The organism is Formosa sp. F44 (genome assembly GCF_056238645.1).
Genome location: NZ_JBWDLJ010000002.1, coordinates 1,029,282 through 1,043,375 on the forward strand (window position 1 = coordinate 1,029,282; position 14,094 = coordinate 1,043,375).

12 protein-coding genes are annotated in these 14,094 nt (G+C 34.2%); 5 read left to right on the top strand and 7 right to left on the bottom strand.

The window, feature by feature from the left end; translation table 11 throughout:
- Positions 1 to 8: 8 nt before the first annotated feature.
- Genes AC0UBM_RS09540 through AC0UBM_RS09560 form a run of 5 tightly spaced genes read right to left on the bottom strand, consistent with a single transcriptional unit; the run spans position 9 to position 4,290 of the window.
- Positions 9 to 836 (bottom strand): alpha/beta hydrolase, encoded by an 828-nt coding sequence (locus AC0UBM_RS09540; protein ID WP_414036084.1) that lies wholly within the window; start codon positions 834 to 836, stop codon positions 9 to 11.
- Positions 833 to 1,198 carry a cupin domain-containing protein gene (locus AC0UBM_RS09545; RefSeq protein ID WP_434037739.1) on the bottom strand — a complete coding sequence of 122 codons (366 nt, stop codon included), beginning with the start codon at positions 1,196 to 1,198 and terminating at the stop codon, positions 833 to 835. Before AC0UBM_RS09545 ends, AC0UBM_RS09540 begins: the two co-directional genes overlap by 4 nt.
- 6 nt (positions 1,199 to 1,204) lie before the next feature.
- Positions 1,205 to 2,176 (bottom strand): YitT family protein, encoded by a 972-nt coding sequence (locus AC0UBM_RS09550; protein ID WP_414036082.1) that lies wholly within the window; start codon positions 2,174 to 2,176, stop codon positions 1,205 to 1,207.
- Between the two features lie 10 nt (positions 2,177 to 2,186).
- Entirely contained in the window at positions 2,187 to 2,738 is a 552-nt protein-coding gene (locus tag AC0UBM_RS09555; RefSeq protein ID WP_475688450.1) for a hypothetical protein, read from the bottom strand.
- A gap of 46 nt (positions 2,739 to 2,784) precedes the next feature.
- Positions 2,785 to 4,290 (bottom strand): helicase HerA-like domain-containing protein, encoded by a 1,506-nt coding sequence (locus AC0UBM_RS09560; protein WP_475688451.1) that lies wholly within the window; start codon positions 4,288 to 4,290, stop codon positions 2,785 to 2,787.
- Between the two features lie 104 nt (positions 4,291 to 4,394).
- On the opposite strand from AC0UBM_RS09560, the gene AC0UBM_RS09565 reads away from it, so the two are divergent.
- Positions 4,395 to 5,024, top strand: a complete 630-nt coding sequence (locus AC0UBM_RS09565) for a 7-carboxy-7-deazaguanine synthase QueE (protein ID WP_434037742.1) — start codon at positions 4,395 to 4,397, stop codon at positions 5,022 to 5,024.
- Between the two features lie 82 nt (positions 5,025 to 5,106).
- Here AC0UBM_RS09565 and AC0UBM_RS09570 read toward each other — a convergent pair whose 3' ends face one another.
- Complete coding sequence (locus tag AC0UBM_RS09570) at positions 5,107 to 5,643, bottom strand: DUF2911 domain-containing protein (RefSeq protein WP_414036078.1); 537 nt, start codon at positions 5,641 to 5,643, stop codon at positions 5,107 to 5,109.
- A 240-nt stretch (positions 5,644 to 5,883) separates the two neighbouring features.
- On the opposite strand from AC0UBM_RS09570, the gene asnB reads away from it, so the two are divergent.
- Positions 5,884 to 7,557 carry an asparagine synthase B gene (gene asnB, locus AC0UBM_RS09575; RefSeq protein ID WP_414036077.1) on the top strand — a complete coding sequence of 558 codons (1,674 nt, stop codon included), beginning with the start codon at positions 5,884 to 5,886 and terminating at the stop codon, positions 7,555 to 7,557.
- Between the two features lie 492 nt (positions 7,558 to 8,049).
- On the opposite strand, the gene AC0UBM_RS09580 is transcribed toward asnB, so the two are convergent.
- Complete coding sequence (locus tag AC0UBM_RS09580) at positions 8,050 to 8,985, bottom strand: 3-keto-disaccharide hydrolase (RefSeq protein ID WP_414036076.1); 936 nt, start codon at positions 8,983 to 8,985, stop codon at positions 8,050 to 8,052.
- 788 nt (positions 8,986 to 9,773) lie between these two features.
- Here AC0UBM_RS09580 and gyrB point away from each other — a divergent pair.
- From gyrB to AC0UBM_RS09595, 3 genes are all read left to right on the top strand, one after another.
- Entirely contained in the window at positions 9,774 to 11,711 is a 1,938-nt protein-coding gene (gene gyrB / locus AC0UBM_RS09585) for a DNA topoisomerase (ATP-hydrolyzing) subunit B (RefSeq protein ID WP_414036075.1), read from the top strand.
- Between the two features lie 218 nt (positions 11,712 to 11,929).
- Positions 11,930 to 12,856 carry a malate dehydrogenase gene (mdh, locus tag AC0UBM_RS09590; protein ID WP_434037744.1) on the top strand — a complete coding sequence of 309 codons (927 nt, stop codon included), beginning with the start codon at positions 11,930 to 11,932 and terminating at the stop codon, positions 12,854 to 12,856.
- A 248-nt stretch (positions 12,857 to 13,104) separates the two neighbouring features.
- Positions 13,105 to 13,920 (top strand): universal stress protein, encoded by an 816-nt coding sequence (locus AC0UBM_RS09595; protein ID WP_475688452.1) that lies wholly within the window; start codon positions 13,105 to 13,107, stop codon positions 13,918 to 13,920.
- The last annotated feature ends 174 nt before the right edge of the window (positions 13,921 to 14,094 follow it).

Consider the following 14,094-nt stretch of genomic DNA (forward strand, 5'->3'; position numbering starts at 1 on the left):
CGATAAGTTTAGTCTTCTAGGAAGTTGTAAATATGATCTCTTACAGATGCATCGTTTAAGGAATGTCCTAAACCATCTGTAGTAATTAATGCACTGTTTTTGTAGCTATCTTTAATTAGTAGTGCATCGCTATAAGGAATAATGGTATCACTTTTATCGTGAATAATTAGTCCTTTTATTTTATTGTTTTCTAAAAATTTAGCAGAAGAAAATGATTCTGGAGCAACGCCGAAACGTTTAAGTATCGTTTTGTTTAACTGTTTTGATATGCGTGTGTTATAGCCTAACATCGTTACATATCTGCCAATAATATCTTTAAATTCTGAAGGCGCTCCCAAAAGAATAAGTTTTTCTAAATTAGGTACTTGGTACTTATTTAAAAACACTGTTGTAGCCATGCCACCAACAGAATGCGCTATAATAGATTCTGGTTTAAACCGTTTGGCTACAACATGTATATATTCGGCATAAATAAGAGCGTTAAATTCTTTACTTCCCGAACGGCCATGTGCCGGAGCGTCTAAAGCGACTACTCCGTATCCTCTTTTTATTAATTCTGGTACTAAAGGTTTCCATCGGTAAGAATTACTTTCCCAGCCATGAGCCAATAACACAGTCCCTTTCTTACCTAACCAACGATAGGTCATGATCCGTTGGTTGTTATATAAAAGCTCTTCGTTAAAGGCTGTTTCTAAAAAATCGACTTGCCACTTTTGTATACGACCTTTTCTAGGTTTGGTAAATAAGTTTAGCGCTTTGTTAGCCGCATAGGGTTTAGACAAATAGCTAAGTAAATTAATGTAATTGCCGACAGATTTAATTAAAAGGGTTTTCATTGCGCTTCCCGGTTTACGGCGTCCATAGAAAATGCAGGCGTACAAATTGCAATATATTCACATGGATTTTCAAACGGATTTGAATATTGTACGCGCGTGTTTTTTTCAATCTTAATGGATTGACCAGCTTCTAAAATCACAACGTCGTCTTCAATAATAAATTGTTTTTTACCTTTTATAATAAATGTAAATTCGTCAAATTCTGGAGTTTGAAAAGGTTCATGCCATCCGGGAGGAGCAACCATATGTGCAATACTTATATTAGAATCGCCAGTAGTAGCATTTCCAAAATGTTCTTTTATCGATTTTCCATCTGTTGTTGGTATACTAAATGGATTGGTAATAAGCGTGTACTTTTTCATGAGTCATTATTTTAAAGGTTTTTTCTTGATCATACCACCTTTTAAATCCTTTACGACTCCCATGATAATAAACGCATTTTTATCAATTTTAGCAATTTCTGTTTCTAAATTAGCTAATTCTAGTCGTGTTACTATGGTGTATATAATATCTTTTTCTTGAGCACCACCTTCTTGGTTATAACCACCTTTTCCGGCGTAAATAGTGCAGGCACGTCTTAACTCTTCTGTAACCATAATTCTAATGTCTTCGTGTTTATTAGAAATTATAGTCACACCTACATATTCCTCGACACCATCAATAACAAAGTCGACTGTTTTTGCAGCAGACATATAAGTTAGGATCGCATATAAAGCTGTTTCTATAGATAGAATATAAGCTCCGAAAGAGAAAATAACAATGTTTATTAAAAGTAATACATCGCCAACAGTCATAGAAAATTTACGACCAATAAATAGGGCTAAAACTTCTGTACCATCAATAACTGCACCACCTCTCATAGTCATTCCAATTCCTAGTCCGAGAAAGAATCCTCCAAAAACCGAGATCAATAATTTGTCGTCTGTTATGGTTGGATAATCTACATTATGAACCACAAAGGCTAAAAATGAAATGGCGATAATACTTTTTATAGCAAATTTTACACTGAATGTTTTTGCGCCCAAAATTAAAAACGGCAAATTCACAATTAGCAATAGGTAACCTAATGAGATATTTGTTAAGTTTTCTAATAATAGAGAAATACCAGTGGCGCCTCCATCGATAAATCGATTTGGCAGTAAAAAGCCTTTAAGTCCGAAACCAGCCGAAACCACTCCAATAGCAATAAAAATAATTTCTTTAATAGCATGTCGAAGCTCTATATGAAGCGTTCTTACTACGGGCAGAAGTTGTTTTAAACTTGCAGGATTTGCAGTTTCATTTGTCTCTAGTTTTTTTCGTGCAATTACAATAAGGAGTCGTGAGACAAATGAATTCATAGGTTATAGCTTACCAGTTTAGAAAAAAGTATTTAATTTTAGCAGTGTCAGGAATTTGCGAGGCTTCAATATGTAACGACATATCGAATCTTAAATTGGACGGTAATTCCTTTTTATCGATAGTAAACGAAGCGTTTAACTCGTTCACAGAAACGATAACAGAATTAATTAGGTTGTCAATACTTGAAATTTTATAATTATCCTGAATGTCTTTAAAAGTACTAAGCGTAGAAATACCCTTGTCTGATTTGTATCGAGAATCGAAAACTTGAACCGTTTTAATCACAGATGTAGAATCCATTACTTGAGTTGGCGATAAAGTTAAGAGCTTCGAACCTCCTTTTTCAAAGATTTCAATTTCATTAATACTAACAGTAAACTCGCCTCCAGGCACATATTTTACAATAGAATCGTTTTTAAATACGGTTTCTAAATCTTTTAATTGAGTGTCTTTAGTAAGTTCCCCAATGCTGTCTTTTGTAATAGTAAAGTTATCGTTTTTAGTAGAACAACTAAAGCATGTAATGGCTAATACAGCCAGACTTAATATGGTTTTTTTCATTTTAAGATAATCTTGTTTTATAATTTTTTAGAGGCTACGAAAGTAATTATTTTTTCATCACTTTGTTTAAAATACCAAAGACACTTCTAATAAAAGTAGCACTTGTCAGTACTTTTATAATAGGGTTCATGGCTGTACTTTGTCTGCGTGTAGCTGTTTTTTTTGTGCTTTGTTTCTGGTGTATAACCTCTGCTTCTGCACGTTCTATTTTTTTACTTAAGATCTCGTAGGCACTTTCTCTATCTATGGTTTCGTTGTATTTTTTAACCAATTTAGATTCAGAAATTAGTGAAGATAACTCCGTGTCTGTTAATACATCCATTCTACTCATAGGAGCACGCATCATGGTTGCTGCCAATGGAGTTGGACGTCCTTTTTCATCTAAAGCAGAGACTAACGCTTCTCCAGTCCCTAAAGAAGTTAAAATATCTTCGGTGTTGTAATAATCGGAAACGGGATAATTTTGAGCCGTTAGTTTTATCGCTTTTCTATCTTTGGCAGTAAAGGCACGGAGCGCATGCTGAATTTTTAAACCCAATTGGCCTAAAACAGCTTCTGGCACATCGGTAGGGTTTTGAGTTACAAAGTATAACCCAACGCCTTTACTTCTTATAAGTTTTACAATACTTTCAATCTGATTTAAAAGGGCTTTGGAAGCTTCGTTAAAAATAAGGTGTGCTTCATCTATAAAAATAATTAATTCCGGGCGGCCACTATCACCTTGTTCTGGAAAGGTTGTGTAAATTTCGGCAAGTAAACTCAGCATAAAAGTCGAGAATAGTTTTGGCCTATCTTGAATATCTGTTAATCGTAATATATTTATATAACCACGACCATCTTGATCTATTCGTGTTAAATCTTGAACATCGAAAGAGGTTTCGCCAAAGAAAAGATCGGCCCCTTGCTGTTCTAATTCTACCACTTTTCTTAATATCGCACCGGTAGACGATGTAGAGATTCTTCCGTAGGCTTCTTGAAACTCTTCTTTACCTTCCTGAGTTGCGTATTGCAGGATTTTTTTAAAGTCTTTTAAATCTAATAAGGGTAATTTATTATCGTCGCAATATTTAAATATAACCGATACAATTCCTGATTGTGTGTCTGTTAAATCTAAAATTCGTGATAATAAAATAGGGCCAAATTCACTAACGGTAGCACGTAAACGCACGCCGTCTTGGTTTGAAAGCGAAAGTACATCTACAGGAAATCCTTTAGAGTTGTAAGGTAAACCAATTTTTTCATGACGTTTTTCAATAAACTCATTGGAAACACCAGGCTGTGCTAAACCACTTAAGTCTCCTTTTATATCCATAAGTAAGACAGGGATGCCTTTTTCGGAAAGGTTTTCTGCCATGACTTGCAAGGTTTTTGTTTTTCCTGTTCCTGTTGCACCGGCAATTAAGCCATGTCTGTTTAATGTTTTTAAAGGGATATTTACGAAAGCATTTTTTATAGGAGTTTCGTCCAACATGGCAGAACCCATAGTTATAAATTCGCCTTTACACGTATTTCCTTCAATTATCTCATTTAAAAAAGCATCGTTATTGGTCATGTTTCTTAATTTTTTTATAAAAATACTAATCTTGAAGCAATAGACTTCAAATCTTTTCAACATTTTATATGTAGACAAAAATCTGTAAACTATCTTTGCACGTTATGAAGAAAGAGATTCAAGAGTTGGTAGACAAAGGTGAAATGTTGCCTTTAATGGAAGAGTTTTACACGATCCAGGGTGAGGGGTTTTACAAAGGAACAGCCGCATATTTTATTAGAGTAGGTGGTTGCGACGTTGGATGCCATTGGTGTGATGTAAAAGAAAGCTGGGATGCAGAACTGCATCCGCCAACAGAAACTTCTAAAATTGTTGAAAAAGCAGCGCTTCACAGTAAAACTATTGTAGTTACTGGAGGTGAGCCTTTAACTTGGGATATGACTGCGCTTACAACACAATTAAAAGAGAAAGGCTTGCAGGTGCATATAGAAACATCTGGTGCATACCCATTAACCGGTACTTGGGACTGGATTTGTTTATCGCCTAAGAAAATGAAATTACCTACGGCAGAGGTGTCTGCCAAAGCACACGAATTAAAAGTGATTATATTTAATCGCGACGATTTTAAATTTGCAGAGGAACAAGCGGCTTTAGTTAACGAAGACTGTATTTTATACATGCAACCAGAGTGGAGTAAGCGTGATAAAATGATACCGGAAATTGTAGAGTATGTAATGGCTAATCCAAGATGGAAAGTGTCATTACAAACTCATAAATATTTAAATATTCCTTAATCTATTTTATATAAATTTTAAGGCATAAAAAAAGCGACTATCTATAACTATAGATAGTCGCTTTTTTAAATATATAAAAGATCTAGTTTCTTTTAAAAGGCATAGAAACACGAGTTGTTCCCCATGCTAAGTACATGGTTCCTTGCTCATCGAAAGCAATAGAAAATGCTTCAATAGATTCTGCGTCTATAGATGCGATAGCGTTGTAACGTGCAACATCTTGGTCTGGGTTGTATGAGTAAGCACCCCAAGCGTTAAGATCTTTGTTTAAGATCATAGTCCATGTTTTTTCTCCTCTAATAGCGAATAAAGAGTAGGTCCCTGCTTTTACAGGAGTGTCTCCAAAATGTGAATCTTCGTAAAATGTAATTTCTGCAGATTCGTTGGCTCCTAATCTCCAAACTTTTCCTAAAGGTACTAAGTCGTACAATTTACGGTCGTTTAGTTGAGGTCTGCTGTAAACCACTTTCATTTTTTTGTTAGAGTCTTTGTAGCTTGCTGGGAATGCGGCTACATCCATTGGACTTTTGTCTAATTTACTAAAGTTTTGGGCTGTCATTGCTGTGTTAAAGCTAAATGCTACCAATAGGCAGATTGCCGATGCGCTAAATAATTTCATAATGAGTTGTTTTAAAAGTGTAAATATATACGTTGATAGATTAATGGTCGGTAACTTTAAGTAAAGTTTACAATTTTTAAATTTTGAAAGGCAGATTAATGTATATGGTTTCATATTTAATTTAAATATGAGTTAATTGTTTTAAATTGTAATTAATTTTTGATTTATAGTTTTATAATGTGATTGATATACTCATATTTGCTTCAGAATTAAAATAAAAAGAATTAAAAATATATAGATATGTGTGGAATTGTATGTGCATTCGATTTGAAACAAAAGGCGGATGATTTAAGACCTCAGATTTTAGAAATGTCAAAGAAAATTCGTCACCGTGGTCCAGACTGGAGTGGGATTTTTAGTAATGACAAAGCTATTATGGCGCACGAACGTTTGGCTATTGTAGATCCTGCTTCTGGGAAACAACCTTTATTTAGTCCTGATGGGACATTGGTTTTGGCTGCAAATGGCGAGATATACAATCACCGTGAACTTCGTAAGCAATTTGCTGGGAAATACGATTTTCAAACAGAATCTGATTGTGAAGTTATTTTAGCGTTATACAAAGAAAAGGGAGCCGATTTTGTTGATGAAATGAACGGAATCTTTGGTTTTGCAATATACGATGTAGAAAATGATGAGTATTTTGTTGCTAGAGATCATATGGGAATTATTCCTTTATATATAGGATGGGACCAAAACGGAACCTTTTATGTGGCTTCAGAATTAAAAGCTTTAGAAGGTCAGTGTACTAAAATAGAATTATTCCCTCCAGGACATTATATGTCAAGTAAAGATGGAGAATTTGTAAAATGGTACAACAGAGATTGGACAGAATATGAAGCGGTAAAAGATAACGAAACAAGTATTAAAGAAATAAAAGATGCTTTAGAAGCTGCTGTACACAGACAATTAATGTCTGATGTGCCTTACGGTGTATTACTTTCTGGAGGATTAGATTCTTCAGTAACCTCTGCAATCGCTAAAAAATATGCTCAGAAACGTATTGAAAGTGACGATGAGTCTGATGCTTGGTATCCGCAATTACACAGTTTTTCTGTAGGATTAGAAGGATCTCCAGATTTAGCGGCGGCTCGTAAGGTTGCAGATCATATTAAAACCATTCACCACGAAATTAAATTTACCATTCAAGAAGGTTTAGATGCTATTAAAGATGTAGTGTATAATCTAGAAACTTATGATGTTACTACCATTCGCGCTAGTACACCTATGTATTTAATGGCTCGTGTTATTAAATCTATGGGTATCAAAATGGTATTGTCAGGAGAAGGTGCAGACGAATTATTTGGAGGATATTTATACTTCCATAAAGCGCCAAATGCTCAAGAATTTCACGAAGAAACAGTTCGTAAATTAAGTAAACTTCACATGTACGATTGTTTACGTGCAAACAAAAGTTTAGCAGCTTGGGGAATTGAAGGTCGTGTACCATTCTTAGATAAAGAATTTATGGATGTGGCTATGCGAATTAACCCACAAGACAAAATGATTAACGGCGAACGTATGGAAAAATGGGTAGTGCGTAAAGCATTCGAAGATATGATTCCTGAGAGTGTAGCTTGGAGACAAAAAGAACAATTTAGTGACGGTGTTGGTTACAGTTGGATTGATACACTTAAAGAAGTTGTTGCATCAGAGGTTTCTGATGAGCAATTAGCAAATGCGAAATATAAATTCCCATTACAAACACCAACAAGTAAGGAAGAATTTTATTACCGTTCTATATTTGCAGATCATTTCCCTAGTGATGCCGCAGCCTTGTGTGTGCCACAAGAAGCTAGTGTAGCATGTAGTACCAAAATTGCATTAGAATGGGATGAGGCGTTTAAAAACATGAACGATCCAAGTGGTAGAGCTGTAGCCAATGTGCATACAGATGCTTATGGAAAAGCTTAGATAACCGATTTTTCGGTCTTATATTGAAATAGTTGCAAGTCTGCGTACAGAAATTTTCTATAAGGAAATTAGAAGTCGTAGGCGTGCAACTATTTTTTTTGTGGTTTTAACAGCTTAATATTAAGCTACTGTAATGCGTAACAAATGATGCCTAATTTATGTGTCCATTGGGATTGTTGTTTTAAGTGGCTAGGAAAAGTATTACTCTAAATCCCATTTGTTATATCCAAGTCTTTAAACATGAATCCATAGAGGCGAAGTCTGCTATTAAATTATATTAAGTAGTAATCGTATTAAGAGATAGCCTCGTTTTAGAGTTTGTCATTTCATACGGGCACAATAGGGGAGCGTTGGTATGTCGTTAAGGTTATATTAGTGCTTTAAAACCAATACGGTATAAATCAAAAAACCTGAACAATAAATCTATTGTTCAGGTTTAATTAATCCTTTAATAATCTGTATCGGTTATTCAGGACTAGACATATATTGTTGTTAACTCTTGCTCAAAGGTGTAATTTCTAGTTTTCTAAATTCTACAGAACCATGATCACCTTGAATTAGTATTGGTCCAGCTTCTGCTTCATTGTTGTCTAAAGCTCCTCCTGTCATACCATCAATATTCTGGTTAGAAATAATAGTTTTTCCATTGGCAACAATGGTTACGCGTCTACCAATTAAGGTAATATCAAAACTTTGCCATTCACCAGCTTTCATGGCTACGTTTTCATTAGGAATTAATAACCCGTAGATTCCTCCAAAATATATAGAAGAAGGTTCTAATCCAATGTTATCTGCAATTTGTACTTCGTAGCGACCTCTTAAATAAATACCGCTGTTGCTTTTTTCAGGAATACGGAATTCTGTATGTAATTTAAAATCTTTGAATTTCTCTTCAGAAACTAAATTTACACCAGATTTTGGACTCGTTAAAATGCCATCAACGACTTCCCATTGATTTCCAGGTTTTATTACCCATCCATTTAAATTTTTTCCATTAAAAAGTTTAATGGTTTTACCTTCTTTTGGATTGTCGAAATACGGTAGCTTAGGTGCTCTTGTAGCAGTCCATGAATATGATTTTCCGTTAACAAAAACCATTTTTCCTTTAAGTTGGTCATCTTCCATAGTTCCTGTAAAAACCATATTAGAAGCACCTGGTTCCCATTGTGGCGGAATTTCAAAAGTGAATACCTCTCCATATTTTTCTATTTCAGCTATGGGCCTCGCGCTACCTATTGCATAAGTAAATCTTCCAATTAATGTTTTAGAACCTGAGTGTCTAATTTCTAGCCAAGATGGTAATTTTTTACCGTCTTGATCAATAGTTAAATTCCATTTTCCCTCTAGAGAGTGACCTTCCTGAGCTTGTAATAATGTTAAGTTAAATGCCATCAGAAATAGGAAAGCAACGGTTTTAATAGTATTCATATTATTTTATATTTGGTAAGTAAGGAAGTAAATATAAAAGATTCTTTAATTTATGTTTCTTAACAAAAAATTAAATGTTTTCACAAGGAGTGACGTTATGTGAAGTTGATAATTTAAGCGGACTAAAATTTCATTTTTAATTAAATCTATAGGTGAAATTCTTTGATTATATGAGCTAAGTAGAAAGCGGTGTGTGCGTTTTTTGCGTAAATCATGAAAAATTTATGGCCATTTGGTAAGAAATTTCCCTGTGATGATGTGGTAGATTTAAAATTTTGTCTTTTATATCAGGTAAATAAAGCTAATTTATAAGCAGGGAATAGTATTCTTAATAAGTGTTTTACTATTCACTTTAATCTGTCATATTTAACTCGTAATATCTCAAATTTTAATAATCAAGAGTTGGTTGGTTTTAAAATTAAATCCCAGTCCTTTTTTAGAGTTTGAATGTTTTATGGTCGTTCAATTTAGGGGAATATTTTTCCTTATTTTAGATTAATAACCTTATCATTTAGAATTTTGTTCAACCCAAAATCTCGATTTTTAGAGATTTTGACGTTTTTTTATTTTTAACATCATGTTAAAAAACATGATAATCTTATTTAAGCCTGTTTTTAGCTGTTTTAAGCGTATTTTTTGAAATTAACAAATGTTGATAATTTTAAGGCTAGATTCCTGATAAGCTTTTAAAACAGCTTATTAATTCGTATATTTGTTTGTATCGAAAATGATGCGCTCTGCATCATTTTTTTATGGATTTTAATCAAAAGTATAACATATAATATTTTATGAGCGAAGAAGCTAAAAAACATAGTTACTCGGCCGATAGTATTCAGGCATTAGAGGGTATGGAGCATGTAAGGATGCGTCCTTCCATGTATATTGGAGATGTTGGAGTACGAGGTCTTCACCACTTAGTTTATGAAGTTGTAGATAACTCTATTGACGAAGCCTTAGCAGGTCATTGCGACATTATTAAAGTTATAATCAACGAGGATAACTCTATTACTACCGAAGATAATGGGCGTGGTATACCTGTAGATTTGCATAAAAAAGAAGGTATCTCTGCCTTAGAAGTTGTAATGACTAAAATTGGTGCCGGAGGTAAATTTGATAAAGATTCTTATAAAGTATCTGGTGGACTTCACGGGGTTGGTGTAAGTTGTGTTAATGCACTTTCTGAGCATTTAACTGCAACAGTATATAGAGATGGAACCATTTGGGAACAAGAATACGAGCGTGGAAAATCACTATATCCTGTAAAAGCAATTGGAGAAACAGATTTAAGAGGTACGGTTGTAACTTTTAAACCAGATCCTACCATATTTAAACAAACTTTAGAATATAGCTACGATACTTTAGCGAGTAGATTACGTGAATTAGCATACCTTAATAAAGGAATCACGATTACTCTTATCGATAAAAGAGTGAAGAATGAAGAAGGAGAGCATGATGTTGAAACTTTTCATTCTGATGAAGGTTTAAAGGAATTCGTTAAGTTTTTAGATGGAAACCGCGAGCCTATTATTACAGAAGTTATTGCTTTTGAAGGGGAAAAGAATGATATTCCTGTAGAAGTAGCAATGATTTATAATACGTCGTATTCAGAAAATTTACACTCGTACGTAAACAACATTAATACGCATGAAGGTGGAACGCACCTTTCTGGTTTTAGACGTGGATTAACACATACGTTAAAGAAATACGCCGATAGCTCTGGGTTAACAGATAAATTAAAGTTCGAGATTTCTGGAGACGATTTCCGTGAAGGATTAACAGCTATAATTTCTGTAAAAGTTCAAGAACCTCAGTTCGAAGGGCAAACAAAAACCAAGTTAGGGAACAGGGAAGTTTCTGCTTCTGTAAGTCAGGCGGTTTCAGAAATGTTAACGGACTACTTAGAAGAGCATCCAGAAGATGCTAAGACTATTGTTCAAAAAGTAATATTAGCAGCACAAGCACGTCACGCGGCACAAAAAGCACGTGAAATGGTACAGCGTAAAACCGTAATGAGTATTGGTGGTTTACCTGGGAAATTAAGTGACTGTTCTGAGCAAGACCCATCAAAATGCGAAGTATTCCTTGTCGAGGGAGATTCGGCGGGTGGAACGGCTAAGCAAGGTCGTGACCGTGCATTTCAAGCTATTTTACCTTTACGTGGTAAAATTCTTAACGTTGAAAAAGCTATGCAACACAAGGTTTTCGAAAACGAAGAAATCAAGAATATCTTTACAGCTTTAGGGGTTACCATAGGTACCGAAGAAGATAGTAAAGCCTTAAACCTTTCAAAATTACGTTACCATAAAGTGGTTATTATGTGTGATGCCGATATCGATGGTAGTCACATTGCTACTTTAATATTAACATTCTTCTTTAGATATATGAAGGAGCTTATTGAAAACGGACATATTTACATTGCAACGCCACCTTTATATTTAGTTAAAAAAGGAGCTAAAAAAGAATATGCTTGGAGTGATAGTGAACGTGATGGTTTAGTAGAACAATTTGGAGGAGCATCGATTCAGCGTTATAAAGGTCTTGGAGAGATGAATGCTGAGCAACTTTGGGATACTACAATGAATCCTAACTTCAGAACATTAAGACAAGTAAATATCGATAACGGTGGAGAAGCCGATCGTATTTTCTCTATGTTAATGGGAGATGAGGTACCACCTCGTCGTGAATTCATCGAAAAGAATGCAGTATACGCTAAAATTGATGCGTAAATAATACTTAGAAGCACCTTAAATTTATTTTTAAGGTGCTTTTTTATAATACACAATTGACATGGAAACATGTTGAACGTGCCAAAATACAGTAAATTTAAAATCAGGCAGGTGTAATTCATAATCTTATTATAATTCGCAGACTTATGTATGTGAATTGTATTAAAATCGTTAATTTTACGTGCATAAAAATAATCTCAATCTAAAAATATATTATAATGAAAGTAACAGTAGTTGGAGCAGGAGCAGTAGGTGCAAGTTGTGCAGAATATATCGCTATTAAAAACTTCGCTTCAGAAGTTGTTTTGTTAGACATTAAAGAAGGTTTTGCAGAAGGTAAAGCAATGGATTTAATGCAAACGGCTTCTTTAAATGGATTCGATACAAAAATTACAGGTGTAACTGGAGACTATAGCAAGACTGCAGGTAGTGATGTTTGTGTGATTACAAGTGGAATTCCTAGAAAACCAGGAATGACAAGAGAAGAACTTATTGGTATTAATGCAGGAATCGTTAAGAATGTATCTACAAGTTTACTTGAGCATTCTCCAAACATGATTCTTATTGTGGTTAGTAATCCAATGGATACCATGACGTATTTAGCTCATAAAGCTACAGGTTTACCAAAAAACAGAATTATCGGAATGGGTGGAGCTTTAGATTCTGCACGTTTTAAATACAGATTAGCAGAAGCTTTAGGAGCGCCTATTAGCGATGTAGACGGAATGGTAATTGGTGGACACAGTGATACTGGAATGTTCCCATTAACACGTTTAGCGACTAGAAATAGTGTGCCAGTTTCAGAATTTTTATCTGAAGAACGTTTAAATCAAGTAAAAGAAGATACTAAAGTTGGTGGAGCAACATTAACTAAATTATTAGGAACTTCTGCGTGGTACGCGCCAGGTGCAGCTGTGTCAGGAATGGTACAAGCTATTGCTTGCGATACTAAAAAGATTTTCCCTTGTTCAACATTATTAGATGGTGAATATGGCTTAACAGATATTTGTTTAGGTGTACCAGTTGTATTAGGTAAAGATGGTATCGAAAAAATAGTAGATATTACATTAAACGACGAAGAAAAAGCGCATTTAGCTGCTAGTGCAGAAGGTGTTTCTAAGACAAATGGTCTTTTAGAATTCTAAATTAGTTTTATAAAATATATTAAAGACTGCCTGAAAAGGCAGTCTTTTTTGTTTTTAGGTTGTTCTTTAACATCTCAATCGGAATTAAAAAGGGTTTAACTTATTACAAAATAGTGCGTTGTGTTTTTCGTGTTTAATAAGGGATTTTAGGAGTAATTCATGGTTTTTTATAACCAAAATATCGGCCGTGTTTCCTTGCTGGAAATTGATTAATTCGGTACCTTAGTAGGAGCAAAATCTATCAAGTTATGGGACCAATTATAGTAGCAACGAACTTTTCTAAATTAGCAGATAATGCTGTCGCTTATGCCGCAGCAATAGCATCGCATTTTAATGTTAAACTTATGCTTTTTAATGCTTTTCAAATACCTCTTCATGCATCAAACACTAGGTTTCCTGCAACGTACATAGATGAATTAATAGAAATTAATCGAACTAAATTAAAGGAAACAGCAGCGTCTTTAGAATCGGAATATAAGATTTCGGTCGATTACGAATGCATTTATGCGCAATTAGAATTTAAGATAGATAATCTTATGGAAGAGTTGGGCGCATCACTATTAGTTATTGGGATGTCTGGAAAATCGCTAGAACAAAATCTATTGGGTAATCCAACGACTACATTAATTAGTATGAAAAAATTCCCGGTATTAGCTGTGCCGGTAAGTGCGAAATTTAAAGGGATGAAGAAAATACTATTTTCTTGCGATTTAATGCAAGCTGTACCTTTAAAAACATTGGCAAAACTTAAATTATTATCTTCTAATTTAAAATCTGATGTTACTGTTTTTTATGTCGATAAATTAATAGACGAATTAAAGTTAAATACCAAGACTATAAGCAATATTGATACGCAATTAGAAAAAGTGACGTATTTGTATAAGAATATAGAGTCTGATACTGTAATTGAGGAGATTGAAAAAGAAATTAAGAGATCAGATTCGGAATTATTGGTCATGATGCCTAAAGCGTACGGGTTCTGGGAATCTCTGGTTCATAAAAGTAAAACGCGAGTAATGGCTTCTGGATTAAATATTCCGTTATTATCTATTCCTATTAAGTAAAGGCGTGTGTCACTTATATATGTGAATATATTTGTTTTTAGTATCATTTCATCTTAAGGATTATTAGGAGATGTATTTCATTTTTAATTCACAAACCTATGAAAACCGCATTGTGTTTACTCATAGAATTTTATGTTATCGGTTTAAATTGTAATGGTTTAAGTTCTTGCCTAT